The 22,818-nt window shown below is 49.7% G+C and carries 19 protein-coding genes; 13 read left to right on the forward strand and 6 right to left on the reverse strand.

All coding sequences use genetic code 11. The features are described from left to right. Window positions 1-70: 70 nt before the first annotated feature. The 3 genes from A3842_RS28085 to A3842_RS28095 form a co-directional block, all read right to left on the reverse strand. Complete coding sequence (locus A3842_RS28085) at window positions 71-1,378, reverse strand: ABC transporter substrate-binding protein (protein ID WP_074085035.1); 1,308 nt, start codon at window positions 1,376-1,378, stop codon at window positions 71-73. Between the two features lie 108 nt (window positions 1,379-1,486). Then, on the reverse strand, window positions 1,487-2,323 hold the full coding sequence (locus A3842_RS28090; RefSeq protein ID WP_074085034.1) for a carbohydrate ABC transporter permease: 837 nt from the start codon (window positions 2,321-2,323) through the stop codon (window positions 1,487-1,489). Then, window positions 2,323-3,213 carry a carbohydrate ABC transporter permease gene (locus A3842_RS28095; protein WP_074085033.1) on the reverse strand — a complete coding sequence of 297 codons (891 nt, stop codon included), beginning with the start codon at window positions 3,211-3,213 and terminating at the stop codon, window positions 2,323-2,325. Before A3842_RS28095 ends, A3842_RS28090 begins: the two co-directional genes overlap by 1 nt. Before the next feature lie 142 nt (window positions 3,214-3,355). Between A3842_RS28095 and A3842_RS28100 the strand changes: the two genes are divergently transcribed. From A3842_RS28100 to A3842_RS28110, 3 genes are all read left to right on the forward strand, one after another. Beyond that, window positions 3,356-5,224, forward strand: a complete 1,869-nt coding sequence (locus A3842_RS28100) for a sensor histidine kinase (protein ID WP_074103495.1) — start codon at window positions 3,356-3,358, stop codon at window positions 5,222-5,224. Further along, entirely contained in the window at window positions 5,202-6,782 is a 1,581-nt protein-coding gene (locus tag A3842_RS28105) for a response regulator (protein WP_074103496.1), read from the forward strand. Before A3842_RS28100 ends, A3842_RS28105 begins: the two co-directional genes overlap by 23 nt. Before the next feature lie 101 nt (window positions 6,783-6,883). Beyond that, window positions 6,884-7,891 (forward strand): HD-GYP domain-containing protein, encoded by a 1,008-nt coding sequence (locus tag A3842_RS28110; protein WP_074085030.1) that lies wholly within the window; start codon window positions 6,884-6,886, stop codon window positions 7,889-7,891. A gap of 19 nt (window positions 7,892-7,910) precedes the next feature. Here A3842_RS28110 and A3842_RS28115 read toward each other — a convergent pair whose 3' ends face one another. After that, window positions 7,911-9,071: an N-acetylmuramoyl-L-alanine amidase family protein gene (locus A3842_RS28115; protein WP_256701905.1), complete on the reverse strand. Its 1,161-nt coding sequence runs from the start codon at window positions 9,069-9,071 to the stop codon at window positions 7,911-7,913. Between the two features lie 91 nt (window positions 9,072-9,162). Here A3842_RS28115 and A3842_RS33515 point away from each other — a divergent pair, with 91 nt between their 5' ends. The 4 genes from A3842_RS33515 (at window position 9,163) to A3842_RS28135 (ending at window position 12,849) form a co-directional block, all read left to right on the forward strand. Then, a complete protein-coding gene (locus A3842_RS33515; RefSeq protein WP_256701906.1) occupies window positions 9,163-10,725 on the forward strand; it encodes an HNH/ENDO VII family nuclease in 1,563 nt (520 codons plus the stop codon). A gap of 14 nt (window positions 10,726-10,739) precedes the next feature. Then, the gene (locus tag A3842_RS28125; protein WP_074103497.1) at window positions 10,740-11,165 is read left to right on the forward strand and encodes an SMI1/KNR4 family protein; all 426 of its coding nucleotides are present in this window, start codon (window positions 10,740-10,742) and stop codon (window positions 11,163-11,165) included. Window positions 11,166-11,603: 438 nt separating this feature from the next. Next, entirely contained in the window at window positions 11,604-12,605 is a 1,002-nt protein-coding gene (locus tag A3842_RS28130; protein ID WP_074103498.1) for a TIR domain-containing protein, read from the forward strand. Between the two features lie 4 nt (window positions 12,606-12,609). Beyond that, window positions 12,610-12,849: a hypothetical protein gene (locus A3842_RS28135; protein WP_074085027.1), complete on the forward strand. Its 240-nt coding sequence runs from the start codon at window positions 12,610-12,612 to the stop codon at window positions 12,847-12,849. A 71-nt stretch (window positions 12,850-12,920) separates the two neighbouring features. Here the strand turns inward: A3842_RS28135 and A3842_RS28140 are convergent, their stop codons facing one another. Further along, the gene (locus A3842_RS28140; protein WP_074103499.1) at window positions 12,921-13,619 is read right to left on the reverse strand and encodes an ArsR/SmtB family transcription factor; all 699 of its coding nucleotides are present in this window, start codon (window positions 13,617-13,619) and stop codon (window positions 12,921-12,923) included. Window positions 13,620-13,713: 94 nt separating this feature from the next. On the opposite strand from A3842_RS28140, the gene A3842_RS28145 reads away from it, so the two are divergent. Beyond that, entirely contained in the window at window positions 13,714-14,334 is a 621-nt protein-coding gene (locus A3842_RS28145; protein WP_074103500.1) for a flavin reductase family protein, read from the forward strand. Between the two features lie 12 nt (window positions 14,335-14,346). Here A3842_RS28145 and A3842_RS28150 read toward each other — a convergent pair whose 3' ends face one another. Beyond that, the gene (locus tag A3842_RS28150; RefSeq protein ID WP_074103501.1) at window positions 14,347-15,453 is read right to left on the reverse strand and encodes an LLM class flavin-dependent oxidoreductase; all 1,107 of its coding nucleotides are present in this window, start codon (window positions 15,451-15,453) and stop codon (window positions 14,347-14,349) included. Between the two features lie 358 nt (window positions 15,454-15,811). Between A3842_RS28150 and A3842_RS28155 the strand changes: the two genes are divergently transcribed. The 5 genes from A3842_RS28155 to A3842_RS28180 all read left to right on the forward strand — a co-directional run bounded on the left by A3842_RS28155 (window position 15,812) and on the right by A3842_RS28180 (window position 22,624). Beyond that, complete coding sequence (locus A3842_RS28155; protein WP_074103502.1) at window positions 15,812-17,404, forward strand: stalk domain-containing protein; 1,593 nt, start codon at window positions 15,812-15,814, stop codon at window positions 17,402-17,404. Window positions 17,405-17,566: 162 nt separating this feature from the next. Continuing rightward, window positions 17,567-18,850 carry an ArsB/NhaD family transporter gene (locus A3842_RS28160; RefSeq protein WP_074103551.1) on the forward strand — a complete coding sequence of 428 codons (1,284 nt, stop codon included), beginning with the start codon at window positions 17,567-17,569 and terminating at the stop codon, window positions 18,848-18,850. 163 nt (window positions 18,851-19,013) lie between these two features. Then, entirely contained in the window at window positions 19,014-19,688 is a 675-nt protein-coding gene (locus A3842_RS28165) for a Na-translocating system protein MpsC family protein (protein WP_074085022.1), read from the forward strand. 148 nt (window positions 19,689-19,836) lie between these two features. Beyond that, a complete protein-coding gene (locus A3842_RS28170) occupies window positions 19,837-20,223 on the forward strand; it encodes a response regulator (protein WP_178382427.1) in 387 nt (128 codons plus the stop codon). Between the two features lie 136 nt (window positions 20,224-20,359). Next, a complete protein-coding gene (locus tag A3842_RS28180) occupies window positions 20,360-22,624 on the forward strand; it encodes a PAS domain-containing hybrid sensor histidine kinase/response regulator (RefSeq protein ID WP_083609774.1) in 2,265 nt (754 codons plus the stop codon). The last annotated feature ends 194 nt before the right edge of the window (window positions 22,625-22,818 follow it).

The following is a 22,818-nucleotide window of genomic DNA, read 5'->3' on the forward strand; positions in this document are numbered from 1 at the left end:
ACCCTCCTGAGTAGGAAGGCCCCGTTATTTAAGTTTGAGCAAGGATTAACCTGTCTTGTTGTTGTAATTGTTATTGCTTCACGATATCCTGTACAGCTTTGTCGAGCTTTTCCAGAAGCTGATCATGATTCAGCTGGCCGCCCAGGTATTCCTGCATGGCTGCACCGAAGCCTTGGGTTACACCGTCAGGGAACATATCCCAGTTCCAGCCGAGTGCGGTGGCGGATTGCTTCTGCACAGCAACGGCAACCTGACCGATATCTGCGGCATCGGCTTCCACATTGGTTTCAGCCGGAATGAATTTGAATTCCTTGGTCAGATATTTTTTACCAGTTTCCGAAGTCACAAGCCAGTTAAGGAATGCTTTGGCTTCTTCCGGATGCGCCGACTTGCTGTTCACCACATAGTTGTTAGGCACACCTACGAGGATCGTTCCTTCTTTGTCGCTGATTGGGAGTGGCAGGAGGCCAAGATTCATCGCCGGATTAATTTTGTCGATATCCCCTTGTGTCCAGTTGCCCTGCAGCATCATAGCCGCTTTGCCGGATGCAAATTCAGCAACCTGGGTAGCATAGTCTGTAGTCATTTTGTTATCCTGTGCGTTGTCAAAAATAACGTCTACCAAGTTGAGCCATTGCTCGAAGACCGGGTTGCCTTTGATGGTTGCCTTGCCGGCTTTGACATCCTCAATGAATTTCTTCGGATCCGGCTGGTGAGCCAGGCCTACGTTAACCAAGTGAATCCCCATAGACCACCATTCATTGGTAGCTTCAAAAGGCGTGATGCCTGCAGCTTTCAATTTGGCCACTGCATCTTTCAGCTGGGGAAGTGTTTTGGGTTCTTCGGTAATCCCTGCTTTGGTGAACAGGTCCTTGTTATAGATCAGTCCGTAGCCTTCAACGTTCATCGGCATGCCGTACAGCTTGCCGTCCACGGTTGCAGGCGTTTTGGAGGTTGGAATCAGATTGGCCGCCCAAGGCTCATTCGACAAATCAGTGGCACGGTCCATATAAGGAACCAGGGCTGTGTAACCGCCGTTATTGAAAATCTCAGGTTCGGAGCCGGAAGCAATCTCCGCTTTGAGCAGTGCGCCGTAATCTTCACCGCCGCCATGTGTTTCCACTTCAACCTTTACGCCGGTTTCTTTCTCATATTGTTCAGCGAGTGCGTTCAACTGCTCGGCAATTTCAACCTTGAACTGGAACATTTTGATCGTTACATTTTTGGCCGGAGCTGCGGTAGCCGCTGGTGCCGCTGTCTTTGTTCCTGAATTGACAGCGTTCCCATTGCTTGCGGAATTATTATTGCCGCCATTACCGCAACCTGCGATAATAAGTGTGCAAACGGTTGCGATAACAAATGCGAACTTTCTTTTCATAGTATAACCTCCCTGGTCTAGTGGTTCCTGCAACTTGATCGTAATGGATATACGATTGGACTTACACTTAATATTTTGCTCGAAAAGGTGGATATTGTTGCAAAGGAGTTATCCCTTAATGGAGCCGGCGGTCACACCTTCAACAATATAACGCTGCAGCGACAGGAAGAACAAGAGAATTGGCGTAATCGCCATAACCAGACCCGCGAGGGCAAGATCCCACTTCTTGGTGTACTGGCCGAAGAACTTGGTCACCGCCACCGGTAATGTGGTCAGATCCTTGTTGCCTCCAATCACAAGCACCGGAAGCAGGTAGTCATTCCAGATCCATAGTGTGTTCAGAATAATAACAGTTACGATAATAGGCATCAGCAGCGGGAAGACGATTTTGAAGAATACTCCATATGGGCTAGAGCCGTCGACCCGGGCTGCTTCCTCCAGCTCAATGGGCACACTCTTAATGAAGCCGTGGAACAGGAACACGGACAACGGCATCCCGAAGCCGAGATAGCAGGCGACAATGCCGTATAATTCACCGCGCAGCTCCAGTATGCTGGTTACCCGGACCAACTGCAGCATCAGGGACTGGAACGGGATGATCATTGCCGATACGAGCAGCAGGAATACAAAGGAATTGAAACGCGACGGCTTCCGGACGATCTGGTAAGCGGCCATGGAGCTGAACATCACGATGAAGATCACGCTCAGGACCGTAATTTGCAGCGAGTTCCAGAATGCCTGAGGGAAATTGATGGCGTCCCATACCTTGGAGTAATTATCCCACTGGTAGACCTGCGGGAAGGATGCGGCATCCATCAGAATTTCCTTCAGTCCCTTCACCGAGTTGCTCAGTACTAGGTAGAACGGAGACAGGAACACAAGAGCCAGAAGAATGGCGGCGATTTCCAGAATGAAATTACTGAGACGGTATCTGCTGCTCTGCATTATGCCGATACCTCCTTCCGTTTAGTGATCCAGACCTGGGTGACAGTGATTATGGAGACGGCGAAGAAGAAGAGCAGTGCTTTGGCGGTGCCGAGTCCATAACGGTTGTTGATCAGCGCTTCCGCATAAATGTTATAGGCGAGCGACTGGGTGGAGGTACCGGGTCCGCCTTTGGTCAGTGACAGGTTGAGATCGAACATTTTGAAGGCATTCGAAGTGGTCAGGAACAGACAAATGGTGATGGCTGGCATAATCAGCGGGACATAGACGCTTTTGAACAGCTGTGGAGCGCGTGCGCCGTCGATTTTGGCCGCTTCGATCAGGTCCTTCGGAATTCCAGCCAGTCCGGCGATGTAAATCACCATCATATACCCGGCAGTCTGCCAGACGAACACGATGACCAGACCCCAGAATCCGGTGCTCGGCGTACCCAGCCAAGGGAGCTTGAAGAAGGAAATGCCGGTGATGTCGCCAATCGTGGCGAAACCTTTGGTGAAAATAAACTGCCAGATGTAGCCCAGCAGAATACCGCCGATCACATTGGGCATAAAGAAGATGGTACGCAGTACCTTCTTGGTCTTCAGCGTCGTCATCAGCAGGAATGCGAGCAGGAGTGCCAGCACGTTGGCAGCGATCACGGATACGATGGTGAAGCGCAAGGTGAATAGCAAGGATTCCCAGAACTTGTCGTCATTCGTAAAAATTCGTTTCCAGTTGGCCGCACCCGTCCAGACCGCTTTGTTCAGATCCAGCCCGTTCCAGTCGGTGGAGGAGTAATAGAAGCCAAGGATGAAGGGTGTGACCACAATGGTCAGGAAAAAGAGCAGGGCGGGCCAGAGGAAGATAATTTGCTGTCCCCAGCCTCGTTGCAGGCGCAGAGTTTTTCTCATATGGAGTCTCCTTTGTATAGTTAATCTACGGGTTCACACCTTCATTATAGGAACAGGCAGGAATGATCAACACTCAATTTGATGATGATAAAAGTGGATTATATTGCAGCGGATGCTAACCAAATTTCCAGGAGGCCTAATCATGTTCAAAAACAGCATCCGGACCCGGCTCATGGCGCTTGTGCTGCTGGCCTCGGTGATTCCATCAGCCATTTCGGTTACATTCTCTTATCTGTATACCAAGCAATCGGTTACCGAACAGTCAGTGAAGCAGAACACAAAGCTGCTGACCCTCGGAGAGGCGAATCTGAGCAGCTATTTCAGCGGTATGAGTCAGCGGGCAATGTCGCTGTATAGCGGGATCAATGTGCCCAGCTCTTTTTATACCACACTGCTCACCTCCAAAAGCCAGAAAGATGTTCCGCCCGGCACCGCTGTTCCCGATACCCGAGCAGTGATCTCCACCCAGATGTATAACCTGTTCCTCTCCGACCGGAACACCTTTCAGATTCATCTGTATGTGCGGGCGGTCCAGCAGTCCAATCTGCTGCTCGGCGGATATTTCCGCCGGGAGGTAAACAGCCGCTATGCCCTGGAGAAGCACCTGGAAGGAACATACCGTCCTTACATTGAGGTCACACATATGGATCACCAATACGGGATGAAGTCCGGGTTCCCTAATTTGAAGCCGGGGATTGAACCGGTATTTACTGCCCATTTCCCCATATACAAAACCCCAAGTGCGGAGGTTCTGGCGGATCTGTCGGTCGACTACCGCCTTACAGAGCTGGAGGGGATCGTCAAATCCATGTACAATTCCGATACGGAACGTCTTTATGTGCTGAATGATCAGGGTCAGGCACTGTTCGCCTCCGACTCCAAATGGATTGGCAAGCCGTTCAAGGCAGGCTGGAGCCAGCTTCCCGGAAGCAAGGGCAGCGGCCATTTTACCTGGAAGAAGGATGGATTTGAGGGAATTGTCATGTATCGGCATATAGAAGACCCTCTGTTTAAGGGCAGTATTATCAAGCTGGTTCCCTACGAGGATTTGTACGGCGATGCCAGGATCATCACCCGGTTCAATGCCGGAATTGGCATATTGTTTCTGTTCGTGGGCGGAATCAGCGCGGTGCTCATCTCTATTGGCTTCACCAGACCGATCAAGAAGCTGATCTCTTTCACCCAGAAGGTGCAGATTGGGCAGCTCGATGCGCATATGGATGTGGAACGGGAAGATGAATTCGGCCTGCTAACACGCAAAATCACCGGCATGACCCGGACGATCAATGATCTGATCCTCAAGGAATACAAGCTGGAGCTGGCGAACAAGACCAACCAGCTGAAGGCCCTGCAGGCCCAGGTCAATCCGCATTTTCTGTATAATGCCCTGCAGTCTATCGCCAGTTTGTCCTTGCGGTACAATGCGCCGAAGGTATATGATCTCATCTATTCACTTGGCAGTATGATGCGTTATTCCATGAATACAGAACGCATACAGGTGCCGCTTCGCGACGAAATCGAGCATGTGCAGAACTATGTTATCCTGCAGACAGAGCGGTTTGGGGAAGAGAACCTGCACCTAGATGTCGATGCTGAAGAGGAAGCGCTGGAGGTAGTGGTGCCCAAAATGATTTTGCAGCCTATCGTGGAGAATATCTTCAAGCATGGCTTCGCGGACGGCATCCAGGGCGGGCTCATTTCCATCGCCTGCGCGGTGGATACGCAGGGCCGGTTAGTGCTTGCCGTCAAGGATAACGGTAAAGGGATTGCACCTGAGCGGCTGGAGGAAATCAATGCCTTGCTTGCAGGCAACAGAGGAACGGAGCATGAAGAGATTGGACTGTACAATGTGCTGGCAAGGCTCCGTTTACAGATGAGCAGCGGGGCGGAGCTGCTGCTGCACGACAATGGAGACAGAGGCCTAACGGTCACGCTCATGATTCCGCTGGACAGCTTATACAATCATTTACACAAAGGGGCTGCGGGTAATGAAGGTGCTGATAGTCGATGATGAGAAGCATGTTAGAGAGGCAATCCGCTATTTTGTGCCGTGGGAGAAACATCATATTACCGATATCTATGAGGCTACCAACGGGCAGGAAGCGATGCAGATCATGCAGGAGCATCAGCCTGCGATTGTCTTCACGGATATGCGGATGCCGCTCATGGATGGAGCGGAGCTGCTGGAGTGGCTGCACACCCACTATCCGAATACGAAGACTATTGTGATCAGCGGTTATCAGGACTTTAACTATGTGAAGCCTGCGATTGTCTTCGGCGGAACCGATTATTTGCTGAAGCCGCTGAACAGCAAGCAGCTGATTGCTGCAGCCGAGCATGCCTTCAAGCTGTGGCTGGATGAGGAGGAGGGCCGGCAGCAGGCGCAGCGTAAGAATATGCAGTTAAATGTGCTGCGTCCGCTCTACTGGGATAAGGTACTCTCGGATCTGGTGGCTGGACAGGCTTCCTTTCAGGAGCTGAAGCATTCGCTGAGCGAAGAACTCGGTATGCCGCTGTTTGCGGCAGAGTGCAGAATTGCGGTCATCTCACTCCAGGGAGCGGACTGCCGGCTACTGCAGAGGTTTCATGGCGATGTGGGACTGACTTCTTTTGTACTGGCAAATGTCTGCAATGAGGTGCTTGCCCCGAAGCAGATCGGCTTCGCCTTCCGCAGCTGGCAAAGGGGGGCGAACCTGGTCCTTCTGTTCTGGGCAGCCGTCAGAGAGACGGAGGTAGAGCTGGGCCGCATTAATGAGTCCATCAGGCAGACCTATGGTGTGCAAATGGATATGGGGCTCAGCCTTCCCGCAGCCTTTCCAGAAGGATTGCAAACGGCGTTCTACCAGGCAGGGCAGGGTCTGAACGAGCGCAATCTGCTGCAGCGGGAAGGGCGGATTCACCTGTACCGGGAGCATTCGGAAGAGAGTGGGCCTGCAAGGGACTACGCCTCCGAGGCTCAGTTGGACAAGCTGAGAGTAGCAGTGCTCTCCGGAGACTTGGACAAAATGGAGCGGGTTGTAGATGAATGGTCAGACCTGTTGTCGGGACTGCCTCTGCTGACGGAGAGCCGGTTCCTGCAGCTTCAGCAAGAGATTGTGGAGGTCCTGAAACGTTGGCGGCCGGATGAGGAGATTTCGTTAGACATTTGCTATGACAGCGAGGGCCTCTTCTCCGTGGAGAATTGGCAGGATCAGTTCAAGGCGGTGATTCAGCGCTTGTCCAAGGGGAATACCCAGGCGCCGGATAGCCAGCTTGTGGAGGAGATCAGGCAGTATCTCCATCAGAACTATGCCCGGGATATGACGCTGCAGCATATTGCGGAGCGGTTTTTTATCAGCAGGGAGAATGTCTCACGGAAGTTCAAACAGATCACCGGAGAGAATCTGTCTGATTATTTGACCGGCCTCCGGGTAGACAAAGCCAAAACGCTGCTGCAGAATACGAATCTCCGGTTGTCACAAATTTCGGAGCTGGTCGGGTATGAGGATGAGAAATATTTCAGCCGTGTCTTCAAAAAGTCCACGGGGCAAACGCCCAGGGAATACCGTAAGCAGGGAGAATCCCTCTAGCAAATTTGTCAGCCGGGCCTTTCAGCTTTTTTCTGCTTTTAACCGATAGTATAGGTATAGCTAAGCTACATATTCATTCGGTTGATTCGGGAGGACGGGGCATGGAAAGGTATTTAGGCAAAAAAATAAAAAATGACTTGATCAATGCCTATGGAGTAACAGTAATCCCCGCGAACAGTGTTCTGAATGTAGAGCACCTGGAGCTTATCCGCAAGCAGAAGATTAATGTACTTGACATCATCTTTGCAGGTGAGGCGGGTCAGGCACCTTCCTGCAAGGAGATGGCATATAACGTAGTTAACGTCTCCAAGAATTTGTTCGAATCCTTCAGAAACTCACGTAAGGTTCCTCTGGCAGATATCCGCAAGGAAGTCGTGCCTGTGGTTCAGGAAATATCCCGGAATTCCGATATTTTTGCGTTGTTCAGTGCGATTCAGGGCAAAGACGATTATACGTACCAGCATAATATTGGAGTGGGTGTATTATCCACGCTTATCGGCAGATGGCTTAACATGAGTGAGGCAGAGCTGTCCGTGCTGTCATTGGCCGCGACTCTTCATGACATCGGCAAGCTGAAGATTCCCACGGAGATCTTGGACAAACCGGGCAAGCTGTCCCCGGATGAATATGAAATCGTCAAAAAACATACCATTCTGGGTTATGAAATGCTGAAGGAGACTACAGGGGCCAATTCCCATATTACACTGACAGCACTTCAGCACCATGAGCGGAATGATGGCAGAGGCTATCCGTTGGGTCTAAAAGAAGAGCAGATTGATTCCTATAGCAAGATTGTAGCCGTTGCTGATATTTTTCATGCGATGTCCTCCAGACGCCCTTATCATGAACCGGTTCCCTTCCATACCATTGTCGATCAGATGAGAAGGGGAAGCTTTGGTGCGCTTGATCCGAATATTGTATCCGTATTTCTTGAGAATATCGTGAAGCGCACCGTGGGCCGCGAGGTGGTACTGACAGACGGGCGGATCGGTGAGATTGTCTACTTGAACCCCCATGATATTGAAACCCCTTTAGTGAAGGTTGATGACGAGTATATAGACTTGAGTAAGCTGAATACCCTTAAGATTAAAGAGATCAGTATTGAGTAACGCGTAAGATTGCTGTGTTTTAGTCAAAATAGTCTGCCAGCCCATCGGCAATCGCCTTGGCAGCCTTTTTCTGATAAGACGCTTTGCGGACGATGGACTCGTCGGAACGGTTGGTCAGAAAACCAAGCTCCACCAGCGTTGCCGGGAGGCTGTTCTCCCGCAGAATATGATAATCCCCAAAGGATAGTCCATTGCTCTTCAGGCCAATCCCTTGCCTTAGCCGGTTCTCAATGGAACGGGCCAGCCGCAGATCATTATTCTCCGAGTAGAAAAAAGTGAGGGTCCCCGATACCTTCTTCGGAGAAGAATTGTAATGAATGCTAACGAAAGCATCCGCCCGCAGCTGCTGCCCGATCTGTACCCGCCTGGCGAGGGAAGGTTTCTGGTCTCCCCGTGTACGCGTCAGCTTCACCTGCGCCCCTTTGGCTGTCAGATAATCCCGCACATAAAAAGCGGTCTGCAGCGTCAAGTCCTTCTCCATTGTGTCAAAGCTTGTGCCCAGCATACCGGGATCACTTCCGCCGTGTCCGGGGTCAATGACGATAATCTTTCCGCGGATGCTCCCGGAAATCCTGGGATTACTGCTCCCGCTGCTCCAGCTTGTACTTCCTCCGGCAATATATTGACCTGATACCCAGCCAGTCTCTCCGCTCGTGGTACGAATGCGTGCCCAATCTCCTTGACGAAGCAATACAGTAATAGAATCCCCTTCTTTCAAAGATCCCAGCACGTGATACCCGGTTCCCGGACCTCCCCTAATCCGTAGGGAAGAGGCGGTGACGTGCGCACTTCCGCCGGCACTGCCAGAGGGTTTGGCCGAGGTCTTCACGGAAGCTGCTGCTGCAGTGGTCCCCGAAGCTACGGAACTTGTTCCGCCGGTTCGTTTGAGATAATATCCGGCGACCCAGCCGGACACGGAACCAGCGCGTACTTTGAGCCAGCCGTGCTGCTCTTCTGTTACGGTGACCAGCGCTCCGCTTTTTAGTGATCCGGTGACTGACGCGCTTGCGGCTGGCTCACTGTGCACGTTCAGGGAAGAAGCGTAGACCTTTGCCGTATAGGCTCCAGCAGCATGGACTGATTCAGTCTGCAAAGTAGTGGATAGTAATAAGGTGACAGCCAGCATGGATGCAGATATTGTTTTTTTGAAATGATGTGAATTTATCTTTATTGGTTTCACGCTATAAATTTCCCTTTCTTGTTTCAGGAATAGATTAAAGGCTTATTACCCGCTCCGACAGGAGAGAAACCGCAGATAGTCAAAATTTAAATTGAAAACTGGCAAGCGTCAAACCCAGCTTACCCAGTGGTTCAGTTTATTTGCTGGGATGTTTGCGAGCTTTAGAACACAGACGTTTGCAGGGCGGTATACGATACCAACGGCTGCCCAGAAGGCGGCGGCGAATCTGATCACTTCGTTTGCCGCCCTAGGGGGACGGGATGAGCTGGATAGCGATCCTGCGGTAGAGAAGCTCCGGAATACCATCCAAACGTCTAGACTCGGGACCGTTGAGAATATTGCAGCACAGAGCAAACTGAAGGATATCTTCGCTGCGCGGGATCAGATTGCAAAGGCGCAATGGGCTTATAAGATCTATGAGGAGTTTGGAAACAAGGCACAGATGAACGCAGTGAATCGACAGGCGGAAGAAGCACGTCAGAAGCTGGAGTCCATGGAAGTAGATAAGATCCACTATGAAGCGGGGAAGGATTTGAGCGTGTATTTTAAGCAGCCCGCGGTTCAAGCGTGCGACTACGATCCGTCGATCACAACTCAACATGTACCGCTATTACAAAACGAGGAATATCTACTCCTGCTGCGGTTGGCGATGGAAAAAACCCCCGCTGGAGAAAATGCAAAAAGTCAGTTGGAGGCAAAGCGGCTGGAGATTGAGGAAGCGGAACGTCAATTAGCACTGGATGCAGAGACAGGGAAAAAGACATATAACTTTGATGAGTATACTAAAACACTCTGGGGAAATACATGGGTGCTCAGTAAAAATGGCAAGACTGATCGTGAGGCAGCGCAAGCCTCCATGGCGTATAACGAGGCCATTAAGAATGGAGAGATTAAATCCTATCAGGAGAATGTACCTGTCGATTACCTTACGGAACAAATATTAGCAGCCAAGAATGGAACTAACTATTGGACCGGTGAAAAAATATCTAAACTGCAAGCCTATGGTATAATAGTCAGCAGTTTAATCACTACTTTTCAAGGGATTGAATCATTTCGGGGGAGTCTAAAGAGGAATCTTCCGCTCCATCCCGGGGCAAATGAAATACCAGCATCCAGGGTGAAGCAGCCAAAAGTTTCGGTTCCTGAGGTAACGGTTCCCAAACCGGTGGAACCGGTGGGTAAGATTGCTGAGGGGACGGGTGAAGGTAGGCTAAAACCCACAAAGCTATCTTCTGAAAGAACCCAACTGGATTGGTTACCAGATAAATATACTGCTGTAGAAGTAAAAGGATCTGTTAAAGTGGCAGGAAAAGATGTAGATGTATCAAGAAGAGTGTACCAAATCGAGATTGATAAAAACTATGTTCCGAAAGATCCGGCCGCAGGCGGACTAACTAATAAGGAACTAATGTCGAAAGGGAAATCCCCCTATGTTGCAAAAGACGGAGTGGAGAGTAAAGTTGAACTGCACCACTTGATTCAAAAAGAGCCAGGAGGTATGGTTGAAATTGCTGAATCTACCCACGATAAGTACAGCAGTCAACTACATGGTTTGGTAGAGGATGGAAATAGCTTCAGGAATGATCCGTTACTTGAAAAACAGTATAATAATTTTAGAAGCAATTACTGGAAAATGCGTGCAAATGAAGAATAGAAAAGAGGGATACCATGAATGAGAAAATTATAAAAATGATCGAAGAACATAGTGAAGAAAGGGATTTTTTCGGAGGAGCATCAGAGGAAGATATTCTTAATGCTGAAGAAATGCTTGGTTTAAAGTTTCCTCAGAGTTACCGAGAATTTCTAAAAGAATATGGTTCAGGTGGAATATGTGGTGTTGAAATCGTAGGTGTTCAGGGAAATCTTGGGGCGTCTGTAGTAAAGGCGACTGAAAGATGGAGAAACATAGGGTTAGATATGGGGCTAATTGTGATTGAAGATTCAGGAGAATTTGTTCGATGTATGTACTCCGCTGATGTTAATGACGAAAGAGTATTTAGTTGGATTAGGGGGGGAGGAGAACTTTCCGTCCGCTATGAAACCTTTGATGATTATACAATAGATATGTTTCAGGAAGGTATTGATAACATGTAAATATGATGGTCTTGCCAGTCCCCTAGTGTATCATGTGTGGGGGGCTACCCAGTGCAGAATGAACCCTACATCCACCCAATAACACAAATAACCCATGTAATACCTGTATGAAGATTTCTCCCTTTTGGTTGTACGCACATAAGATGCTTTAATTTTATAACCTAAATAACGTTAATCCGTTACAATCAACAGGTCGATTATGGTCAGACCTGTTTTTTGTTATGTTCGCTTCCTTGCGGTTTTTTCAAATTTACCTGCATCTGTAGTCTGAAGTGATCGTTATACTGAGAAAGAAAAAAACCGCAACTTTCCCGACACTTGCAACGATGCTTACGCTGCAGGAAAGAAATTGATGTTTACGAAAACTGTCTCTGTTCCAGGTCCGCAATCACCTGTATAATTATTACATATCGGGGAAGACGACAAAGGAGTGCCGACGTGACCAGACCGAAATTATTTATTGGATCTTCCAGAGAATCCATCCGTTACGCACGGGCGATACATGAGCAGCTGAAACGGGAAGCCCAGGTCAATCCGTGGTATGCCAATGCTTTCCGGGCAAATGAATATACCATGGAAGCGCTGGAACGAAATCTTGATGAGAGTGATTTTGCCGTGTTTGTGTTCTCGCCGGATGATGTAGCCAGGATCCGCGGTAAATACTATTATGTGACCCGTGATAATACTCAGTTCGAAATGGGCTTGTTCTGGGCCCGGCTGCGGCGAAGCCGCGTGTTCTGTCTGCTTCCGGACCAGGTGCCTGTCCACAAGGATTTAATTCCGGGAGAGAATATTGAGGAGTATCATTTGCTGTCGGATCTATCCGGCCTCACCCCGCTGGAATACGAATGGCAGCATGAGAATCCGGTGGCAGCCGTAGATGTCAGCTGCGGCAAGATAATCGACAGCATTCAGGAGCTGGGAAGCTTCCGTGATCCGCAGAAGGAGCTGGAACATCTGAAGCTTGAACTTAGGCGGAAAGAAAGTATCCTTCACTTCTTCTGGCAATATAATAGTAATATGTCTATCACAGATGACAGGGAGAAATATCAGGCGCTCAGCGAGGCAATCCGCAATTCCTTTCTGCCGCCCAAGCATTGCCGGGTGATTGGCGCAGCTATGTGGCAGGCCCGAGAGCAGGAGGGGCTGGTGCAGGTGGGCGGTAATGTGGGGCGCGGACATTCCTATCCTTTTTCAATGACTGAAGAAAAGGGCTCCCGTCCGGGTGTGGTGGATGCTTTTTTAGCCAAAGAATGGACCTTTTTGCAGCGTACCGAAGTTGCTGAGGTATATATCCTATGCTATCCTTTAGGTGAGAGGCATGTCCTTTCTGTTCATTTTTCCGGAAACGACGGATTGTCTGCGGATGATCTGACCGAGGTCGTGTCGTACAACCGGGATTTGTTCCGTACCGTCAATCATTTAGTGGGAGGGGACTGACACGATGAAGAATATGAAGAATGCAGTCAGTTTATCCAGTGCTGTCCGCCGAACCGCGAACAGCAGCACCGGCAGTGAAGGCGGCAAAGGCCGCATGAAGCGAAAGACAGGAGCGGGAAGGCCCACTAAGCTGTCACCTTCGACCATGAACGTATATATTGCGCCTTCTCTTGAAGGCGGAGACGACGAATATAAGAAGCTCATCAGCGGGAAGGTTGACAATACCAAGCCTTCGTTTGCTTAACCGGTGCTTCACCAGGATAGGTCCCCAGTACATACTGGGGGCCCTCTTTTTGTGTTAAATGACCGATTCGTTTACAAAGGTTCTGAAAAGGTCGACGGAAACGCAGCCGCCAATCCTTTTTTTCCCTCTGCAGTTATAACAATGGCTCTTGTACGAGGGAGTCTGTTCACCCAATGGCGTTCCAGCAGAAGTTGAAGGATAGCAGCTCCCAAGGCCCCGGCAAGATGGTAACGCCGTTCGCTCCAGTCCAGGCATTTGGGGGCAAAGGCGCGCCTGCATTTTCTAACCTCATCCAGCTGTATTCCCAGCCTGCCCAAGACAAGTTCACCTGCGGCTGTGATGGAGAAGCCGTTTGCTTCCTCCGCTATAATCCCCTCAAGCAGCAAAGCTTCTGTTAACTGCACCCCGAATTTTCCGGCCAGATGGTCATAACAGGTTCTGGCTTCGCGCATGGCATGATCCTGTACGGAGTGGCGAAGGGAGTTAACCTTCACTGGAGGCGAGATGGATAACAACAGCTCTACCACTTGGGCGATTTCCGGACTGGTAATGCCATAATAACGGTGTCTGCCCTGGGTATGAACGGTGAGTACGCCACTTTCAGCCATTTTGTTAAGATGGAAGCTGGCGGTCTGGGGTTTGATTCCGGCTACATAAGCCAGCTCCGTGGCAGGGTGGAGTCCACCGTCCATTAATGCTGTCAATATGCTTGCCCGGGATGGTTCGCTGATCAGGGATGCCACTCGGGCAACGGCTGGATTAGCTTGCATCGTATATCCTCCTTCTGTATTCCATATTTCGATGAATATTGTAAGATCTCTATTTTACAATAGAATCGAATACACTTGCAGAGGAGCTTATAGGATGAATAATTTTGCAGAAACCCACCGAACGGTACCGATACATCCGAAAATTCTTTATTACGGGACGCCGGTCATCCTGTTGACGACACTAAATGAGGATTTAACCGTTAATATTAGTCCGATTTCCTCCTCGTGGGCTTTAGGAGATCATATTATTTTGGGACTGGGAATCAACGGGAAAGCATTGGAAAACCTCAAACGGATGCCTGAATGCGTGATCAATCTGCCGGATGCTTCGCAGTGGGAGCAGGTGGAAGGATTAGCCAGACTGACAGGGAAAAATCCGGTCCCTGTTGAAAGGAAGGGAGCCGGATTTATTTTTGAAAAGGATAAATTTGCTCATTCAGGCTTTACGCAGGCTGTATCCACTACGGTACAAACAGCCAGAATCGCCGAATGCCCGATCCAGATTGAAGCGCGGGTGAAGCATATCCGTATTCCGGAGGATTCACCGCATTTTGCTATTGTCGAAACGAAAAGCACACAGGTGCATGTCCATAAGGAACTGGTTGCCGGTGAACATCATATTCATCCGTCAAGCTGGAACCCGCTGATCTATAATTTCCGCCATTACTTTGGATTAAGTGCGGAGCTTGGTAAATCATACCGGTCGGAGACGTAAAAATTAACGGTGTTAAAGTTCACGGGCGGGCGAAATTCTGCTGCTCTTCTTGGCAATTTCTCTGCGCACAACCGGGGCTACCTCAGTAGCCAGCAGTTCAATCGCAGTAGCCACCTTATTGTAGGGAATTCCGCCAATATCCAATTGGGTCATGAAGCGGTTGTGGCCGAACAGCTCGTGCTGGTAGAGGATCTTCTCAATAATCTGCTGCGGGCTGCCGACAGCCAGAGTGTTGACCGGAGATACGAAGTGGCCAAAATCACTGCGGGAGACGCGGTATTCCTGGTTACGGCTTGGACTAATGGCATTGCGGTAGCTGTAATAGTAGGGATAATATTCATCCAGCGCCTGTTGTGAAGTCTTGGCAATGTAGCCATGGCTCGTGATGGCGATCTTCAGGTCTGCTGCTGCATGTCCGGCCGCAGCTCCGCTCTTCCGGTAAGTATTGGCAAGGTTCTGGAAAGGCTCCGGGCTGCCGCTTAGAATGGCGATGGCCATACCTATGCCGAGACGTCCAGCCTGTTCAGCGCTCTCGGCGGAGCCCCCGATGCCGACCCAGAGCGGAAGCTTCTGCTGCAGGGGACGCGGTGCGATCTCGGCATTGTGCAGCGGGGATCGGAAATGCCCTTTCCAATTCATGACTTCCTGCTGATTGAGCTGCAGCAGCAGCTCCAGATTCTCGGTAAAGAGCTGTTTGTAGTCTTCCAGTTCATAGCCGAACAGCGGGAAGGATTCCAGGAATGCCCCCCGTCCGGAGATGATTTCCGCGCGTCCGCCGGACAGCAAGTCAAGGGAAGCAAAATCCTCAAACACCCGCACCGGGTCGATAGTGCTGAGCACGGTAGTTGCGCTGGTCAGCTTGATCCGCTTCGTCACTTGAGAGATGGCGGCGAGCACCACGGGTACTGAGGAGATCACAAAGTCCAGCCGGTGATGTTCACCCACCCCGAATACATCAAGCCCCGCTTCATCAGCAAGCTTGGCGGCTTCGATGACTTCATTCATACGCTGCTGAGGGCTGATCCGCTGCCCTGTGTGGCAGTCGGTTACAATATCCCCCAATGTGTAAATGCCAAATTCAAATTCCGGTAATGTTTCTTCTATAGTATTGTTGTCCATCGTTCAAACCCCTTGTTATTTAAGTATTAGTGTTTTCCTATCCGATGTAAGGAAGAATATAAGTTATTGTATCACAATAACTTACAAAATGTAAGTACATGAGTGTAAGTTTGCAGATGTGTTGGAATCCATGATTTTACTTAGGATTAGTGTGTTGGATTTTTTTGTTTTCATCCATGGACTGCTGGTGCCCTGGGTTTTGATTTGAATTTTTTTGTGAAAAGGTGATCCAAAAATATAAACTCTGCGATTCATTAGAGTAAGCAGGATTAAGCGTATGCGCTGATGAGCGAGCGCTTCTCCAATTTGGCACCCTCTACATGAGCCCAGGTTCACCCCATTCCAAGGAGGTAAGAAGATGAAGCTGAAGAAATTGCTAGCCCCTGTACTTAGTTTGTCCCTGTTGCTGCCAGTGATGGCGAGTGCGGCAGCAGCGCCGCCCCAAGCCGTTGTGGATACACCAGCCGCCCAGCTCAGAGCGAGTCTCGATCACCTGCTGTCCGAGCATTTCGCCCTTGCGGTTACCGCGATGACCAAAGCCTATGACGGTTCCAGGGATGCTGCTGCCGCTTATCAGGCGCTGGACCAGAATGCTCTGGATATGCAGCCGGCGATTACCTCGCTGTACGGCGAAGCCGGAGGTACAGAATTTGAACGGATCTTCCGCGAACATAACAAATATACGGATGATTTGGTCAAGGCCACCAAAGCGAACGACACCGCCGCCCGTCAAAAAGCAGAGCAGGAGGTTCAGGGCTTCGTCACAGAGTTTGCTGCTTTTCTGAGTACCGCAACTGCCAGAAAACTTCCGCAAACAGCGGCAGAAGAAGCGATTCGCAGTCATGAAAATCATGTACAGCAGATATTCGATGCTTATGTAGCCGGTGATTATAACAAGGCATACACGACCTATCGCACTGGTTTTCAGGAAATGTTCACGATCAGCAAGGTGTTGTCTACAGCAATTGCCACGCAAATGCCGGATAAATTCCAGAACACCCGTCCGGATACCAAGGCTGCTGACCTCCGTTCAGCGCTGAACAGTGTAGCTGCTGAGCACTTTGCGCTCTCGGTACTGGAAATGCAGAAGCAATTCGACGGCAAAGCCGACTACCAGGCTCTCATTAACGCCGAAGCGGGCAATACAGCTGATTTCAAAGCGGCTGTTGCCTCGATCTACGGCGCTGCTGGCGGGGATGCTTTTGAACAGATTTGGGTGGGCAACCATATCACTGCCCAGAGCGATTATGTGAATGCAGTGAAGAACAAAGATGCTGCCGCGCGTGCAGCCGTTCTGGCACGGATCGACGGCTTCACTATGGAACTGGGCAAATTTCTGGGCACTGCAACGGCCGGGAAGCTGCCGGCAAGTGCGGCACAGACTGCATTGAAGGCCCATGAAGGTCAGGTGCAGAGCACGTTGGACCAGTATGCTGCCGGAGATTATACGGCCTCTTATACCACAAACCGTGCAGGCTATAAAACGATGTTCGGCGTAGGATTGGCCCTGTCGGGAGCGATTGTCGCACAGTTCAACGACAAGTTCCAGGAAGCAGCAATTCCCGCCAGCATGACCACGGTATGGATGAAGCTGAACAGCAAAGAACTGAACATTAACAGAATTGTAACGATGATGGATACAAAACCTTCGAATAGGAGTGGTACAACATATATCCCGCTGCGTTACCTTGGTGAGGGCATTGGAGCAAAAGTGAAATATGATCACCAGACCCGCACCGTATGGGTAATGGCGGGCAATGATACGTTGAAGTTCTGGATTGACAGAAATGTAATGGAAGTCAATGGTATGCAAAAATCTGTCGGCGCCAAAGTCATCATTAACAAAGACGGCAGAACGATGGTTCCTCTTCGCTTCATTGCTGAACTTCTGCAATGGAATGTAACCTGGAACCAGACGGAAGGTCTGATTACGCTGATGAAAGAGATGTAAAACTAAGGGGGGAATCCTCTCAAAAGACTCTCCTAAGCCCGGATGTGCGTGAACCTGTTCAGCTTGCTGCTGCGAGGCACATGGCCTTCGGGCTTTTTTTTTGCTACCAAGGAAGATATGATAAGCTTTAGAGCAAGCCATAAGAATTTTACGGGAGGCATTATGGAACAGCAAGGGATTTGGGCAATAAGTATTTTTCTGCTTACATACGGGCTGATTATTTCGGAGAAGGTTCACCGCACGATTGTGGCGATGCTGGGAGCCTTGATTATGGTTGGGGTAGGCATTGTCTCGCAGGAAACAGCGCTGGAGCATATTGATTTCAATACGCTTGGCCTGCTGGTAGGAATGATGATGATGGTGGGGATTACCGCGGAGACCGGCTTGTTTAGTTATGTGGCGGTAAAGGCAGCCAAGGTGGCCAAGGGTGAGCCTAGGCGAATATTAGTGGCACTGGTCGTAGTGACTGCACTGGCCTCGGCGTTTCTTGATAATGTGACCACGGTTCTGCTCATGGTGCCGATTACCTTCAGCATTACGAGACAGCTGCGGATTAATCCAATACCGTTTCTGTTATCACAAATCGTTGCCTCGAACGTTGGCGGTACAGCGACGCTGATTGGGGATCCCCCGAATATTATGATTGGCAGCGCCGTAAAGGAACTGACATTCATGGCGTTTATCAGCAACCTCACTCCGGTGATCCTGATTATCATTCTGGCATATTTGCCGCTGTTCCTGCTCATGTTCGGCAAGCAGCTCAAGACCTCACCCGAGCTGCAACAGAGGGTCATGGAGATGGATGAACAGGCGATGCTTAAGGACCGCAAGCTGCTGCGCAAGTGTCTGTGGGTGCTGGGACTGACGATTCTTGGGTTCTTCCTGCATCAGTCGATACATCTGGAGTCGGCAACAGTGGCGCTGGCTGGAGCTTTTGTACTGCTTCTCCTGGCTGGGGGAGAAAAGATGCTGCTTAAAGCCTTTAAGAGTGTGGAATGGATTACGATATTTTTCTTTATCGGTCTGTTTGTGCTCGTGTCCGGCCTGGTGGAGACGGGTGTGATCGCACAACTGGCAGGCAAAGCGATGGAGCTTACCGGCGGGAATCTGGTGGCCAGTTCAATGCTGATCTTATGGCTGAGCGCGCTGGCCTCGGCTTTTCTGGACAACATTCCTTTTGTGGCAACGATGATTCCTCTGATTCAGGAGATGGGAACGTTGGGTATCCATAACCTGGAGCCTTTATGGTGGAGTCTTGCACTCGGGGCATGTCTGGGAGGGAACGGGACGCTGATTGGCGCAAGTGCGAATCTAATTGTAGCAGGCCTTGCGGCAAAAGAGGGACATCCGATCACCTTTATGAGATATTTGAAATTCGGCTTTCCTCTGATGCTGCTGTCCATTGTAATCTCAAGCGTGTATATCTATCTGAGGTATCTGGTCTAACCTTTGCCATTTGATTAGTATTCCAACTGATCTGGTTAATTTTACTGTATACGCAGAAGCTGGATAATATTATACTTAAGAGAACTGGCCATTTCTTTCAGCAGGTGGAGTTCTCCCCACACTAACAAACACATACACAAAAAATAATGCTGGGGGAAATTGAATGAGCACTACGGAACTTACTAGCCAACTATCCAGTTATACAGGAAGACTGCTTCGGGAGCGTTTCGGGAAAGGACCCGAGTCTATCCATGCATCTATAGGGAAGCAATGCATAGCCCTGCATATACGTAATTTTATCGGACCTGTGGAGCGGTTTCTGCTGAACAAGGAAGAGGAACAGGCTTTCCGGTACACACGTGAACTTTTAATGAAATCGCTGCTTCCAGAGCTTTCAGCGTACCTGAAGGACATGATGGCTATTGAGGTCGGCGAGCTTTTTTACGATTGGGGGATACATAACGCTTCAGGAATGATCGTTGCGCTCATAAAGCAGGATGGAGCAGAAATTGACGATTATGCTGGACGGGATGAGGTTCATGCCCAAATTAACGAGGTAAGCAGAAAGGTGCAGAAGGAGCCGGTATATACTGATTCCTGGTGGCTGGGCCCCCGCACCCTGATTATTAAGCGTGAAGGTATTCTGATTCCTTTGGAGAAGGAATTAATTGGACTTGGTTATGAGAACACACTCAAAACAACCAAACGCAAGATGGAAAAACGATACTTGGAGGATACCACCACGATTGCGCCGATGCTCGGCAAAGAGCTTGCCGACATTTATGTGGATTGGGATTTCGACAAAGATACCAGCGTAATAGCCTATACTTTTCTATAATCACCATCATATGAGGCGGAAATGAGTCGGACATGCGAATGAGCCGAACATGAGCCGGAGAAGGGGGATTGATCCCCTTTCTTCGGCTTTTTATTTTTTCTGCTGTCTCATAGGGAGAGTTACGCTGGATATTTAGGGGGACATGCTGGTGGATCGTAAGCAGACAGTGCTGTACGTGGAAGATAATCAACTCAATATGGCTTTAATGCATCATATCTTCAAAAAAAATCTGCCCTCCGTACTTCTGCTAAAAGCTGAGACGGCAGCGCTGGGTCTGCAGATCGCCCGGCGGGCACTGCCGGATCTGATTATTCTGGATATTGGCCTGCCCGACCTGAATGGATATGAAGCGATGGACCGGCTGCAAAATGATGAATTAACACGTCCGATACCGGTGCTGGCGATCAGCGCCTTTGCCCAGAGATCTGATATCGAACGGGCTCAAAATGCAGGATTTTCCGGTTATATGACCAAGCCGTTTCAGGTAAAAGCCCTTACAGAGGCTGTGGAGAAGCTTTTAGCCGGAATTGACTGATGCTACAGACATTTCAGGGGAGAAGAACCAGCTTAGATTATCATTTGACATTCACCCGATAATGCAAGATATTAATACTGAAGATTTTAACTAAAATTCTTGCGTTTGATACTCCACAAACGGGCGGTGAAATTACATGTCAAAACAACATGCAGAAGCATATTCCCACTTTGGATATGCATGCAGAACGGGAGTGGTTGGAGTAGCTTTCCTTTCCATGGACGAGCATTGGACCAGCGTAAATCCGGCGGTAACCTCGCTGCTCGGGTTTACGGAGGAACAGCTCCTGGGACAGCATTTCAGAGAGCTTCTATACGGGGATTCACTAGGGAAATATATTAAGATGGCAGGTGCTCTAGACGCTGGAGAGACACCTTTTTTGGAGTGCGAAATTAATTTGTCCGCCGCCTCCGGATCGCCGGTGCCGGTGCTGCTCCATATGACACTTGTGAGCGATCCCTCGACGGGAAAAAAGCTGTATTATCTGCTGCATCTGGCGGAGCTGGTTGCTGAAGCAGAAAGTGATGAGCTGGGTTCTCATACAGACGTGCTGTATAAACAGATTGTGGCCAATATTTCCGATGTGGTCTACTATGCAACACCGGACAGTATTTGCAGGTACTGTTCACCTTCGGTAAGGGAGGTGCTCGGCTACGATCCCGAACAGCTGGTGGGCCGGGATATCCGCGGGCTAATCCATCCTGATGATCTTGAGGGGCTGGATTTTCCTGAAACTCAGGATTTTCAGAGGGTTCAGATCCGGATTCAACATGCCGACGGCCGCTATTTGTGGATTGAGTTCACCCTTCGCCTGATCGAAGAGGGATCCCGGCACAGCGTACTCGCTGTCGGACGGGATGTGACGGAACGCAGGATTGTGGAACAGAAGCTGCAGGAATCCGTCGAAAGATATACATCCCTTAAAAAGTATAACCATGATGCGATTATTTCCCTTGACCTTGAGGGTAGAATTATTAACGGGAATGAGAAAGCCTGCCAGCTTACTGGCTACAGCATTCCGGAGCTGGTTGGTATGAATGTGGGCCGGATTATCGGGGAAGACCATCTGGAGGAAGTGATTACCTATCCCCAAAAAGACGGCTACGCTGAGGTGAATATCGGCCATATCTGGCATCGGGAGGGGCATTCTGTAGAGGTGCTGACGACCATTGCCCCGATTATTATCAATAACATCACAGTAGGATTCTATATTATCGTTAAGGATATTACCGAACAGAAGAAGCTGCTGATTGCCAAAGAGTCTGCCGAAAAAACAAACCGCGCCAAAAGCGAGTTTCTGGCGATGATGAGCCATGAGATTCGTACGCCCATGAACGGTGTTATCGGGATGACGGACCTGCTGCTGGATATGTGTGAACCGGGTTCACAGCAAAGAGAGTACTTGGATATCATCCGTCAAAGCGGCGATACCTTGCTAGCAATCATCAATGATGTGCTGGACTTCTCCAAAATCGAGGCAGGCAAAACCGTCCTGCATGAAGAGCCGTTTATGCTGATGACCTGTGTAGATTCTGTGCTAGAGCTGCTGCAGCATAAAGCAGACAAGAAAGGCCTGAAGATTGACATGGACATCGGTCCGGATGTACCGCACCATCTGATTGGTGACGGTGACAGGCTGAAGCAGATCCTGCTTAATTTGGTGGGGAATGCCGTGAAGTTTACTTACAGCGGAGGGATAAAGGTAAGGCTAAGGACAGCAGCAAGAGCCGAGGGAAAGGTGACGCTGGAATTCACAGTGGCCGATACCGGTATTGGGATTCCCGAGCGTTCGCGCAGCCGGCTGTTCGAGCCCTTCTATCAGCTTGATCATTTCATGAACCGGCGCCATGAGGGGACAGGATTGGGACTAGCCATTACCAAGCAGCTTGTGGAACTGATGGGCGGCACAATCGCTCTGGATACTTCAGTGGAGTCAGGATCATCCTTTGTGTTCACAGTCGTGCTGCATGAAGAAACAGGCAGGCAGTCTGGTACAGAGACTGGCAAAGAAGGGACTGAACCGCTTTCGGGCGGACATCCCTTGCGGATTCTCGTGGCTGAGGACAACGAGATCAATCAGATCGTATTGCGTAAAATTCTGGAGAAACGCGGTTATTCCGTCGATGTTGCGGGAGACGGGCTGCAGGTCATGCAGATGGTTCGCGGGAAGAGCTACGATCTTATATTTATGGATGTGCAAATGCCGCGCATGAACGGTCTGGAAGCCACACAGGCGATCAAAGAAATGCTGCCGCCGGAGAAGCAGCCGGTGATCATTGCCGTTACTGCCAATGCGCTCAAGGGAGACCGCGAGCTATGCCTGGCTGCCGGAATGGATGAATATATCAGCAAGCCGCTGAGAAGTGAGACCGTAAGCACTATGTTAGGCAAGTTTTTCTGAAGATGGGCTGCGGAACCGTATATAAATCATTGTACTGCATTAAAGCTGAGATGCGGTGAATGGATATCTTGCATGTGTTATCTATTTTGTTTAAGATAGCAGAAACTGGTACAAATGTAGTGCCAGCCATAATGAAATGATGATGACGAAGAGAGTAAGCGCGAGAAACGGATCTTAACAGGGAAGGTGTGCCG

Source organism: Paenibacillus sp. P3E, assembly GCF_001909045.1.
Lineage (GTDB): Bacteria > Bacillota > Bacilli > Paenibacillales > Paenibacillaceae > Paenibacillus_AQ > Paenibacillus_AQ helianthi.

Excerpts from the sequence above, each read along its gene's own strand:
- A3842_RS28085 (WP_074085035.1), bottom strand. The coding sequence starts at position 1,378 with ATGAAAAGAAAGTTCGCATTTGTTATCGCAACCGTTTGCACACTTATT.
- A3842_RS28090 (WP_074085034.1), bottom strand. The coding sequence starts at position 2,323 with ATGCAGAGCAGCAGATACCGTCTCAGTAATTTCATTCTGGAAATCGCC.
- A3842_RS28095 (WP_074085033.1), bottom strand. The coding sequence starts at position 3,213 with ATGAGAAAAACTCTGCGCCTGCAACGAGGCTGGGGACAGCAAATTATC.
- A3842_RS28100 (WP_074103495.1), top strand. The coding sequence starts at position 3,356 with ATGTTCAAAAACAGCATCCGGACCCGGCTCATGGCGCTTGTGCTGCTG.
- A3842_RS28105 (WP_074103496.1), top strand. The coding sequence starts at position 5,202 with ATGAAGGTGCTGATAGTCGATGATGAGAAGCATGTTAGAGAGGCAATC.
- A3842_RS28110 (WP_074085030.1), top strand. The coding sequence starts at position 6,884 with ATGGAAAGGTATTTAGGCAAAAAAATAAAAAATGACTTGATCAATGCC.
- A3842_RS28125 (WP_074103497.1), top strand. The coding sequence starts at position 10,740 with ATGAATGAGAAAATTATAAAAATGATCGAAGAACATAGTGAAGAAAGG.
- A3842_RS28135 (WP_074085027.1), top strand. The coding sequence starts at position 12,610 with ATGAAGAATATGAAGAATGCAGTCAGTTTATCCAGTGCTGTCCGCCGA.
- A3842_RS28140 (WP_074103499.1), bottom strand. The coding sequence starts at position 13,619 with ATGCAAGCTAATCCAGCCGTTGCCCGAGTGGCATCCCTGATCAGCGAA.
- A3842_RS28145 (WP_074103500.1), top strand. The coding sequence starts at position 13,714 with ATGAATAATTTTGCAGAAACCCACCGAACGGTACCGATACATCCGAAA.
- A3842_RS28150 (WP_074103501.1), bottom strand. The coding sequence starts at position 15,453 with ATGGACAACAATACTATAGAAGAAACATTACCGGAATTTGAATTTGGC.
- A3842_RS28155 (WP_074103502.1), top strand. The coding sequence starts at position 15,812 with ATGAAGCTGAAGAAATTGCTAGCCCCTGTACTTAGTTTGTCCCTGTTG.
- A3842_RS28160 (WP_074103551.1), top strand. The coding sequence starts at position 17,567 with ATGGAACAGCAAGGGATTTGGGCAATAAGTATTTTTCTGCTTACATAC.
- A3842_RS28165 (WP_074085022.1), top strand. The coding sequence starts at position 19,014 with ATGAGCACTACGGAACTTACTAGCCAACTATCCAGTTATACAGGAAGA.
- A3842_RS28180 (WP_083609774.1), top strand. The coding sequence starts at position 20,360 with ATGTCAAAACAACATGCAGAAGCATATTCCCACTTTGGATATGCATGC.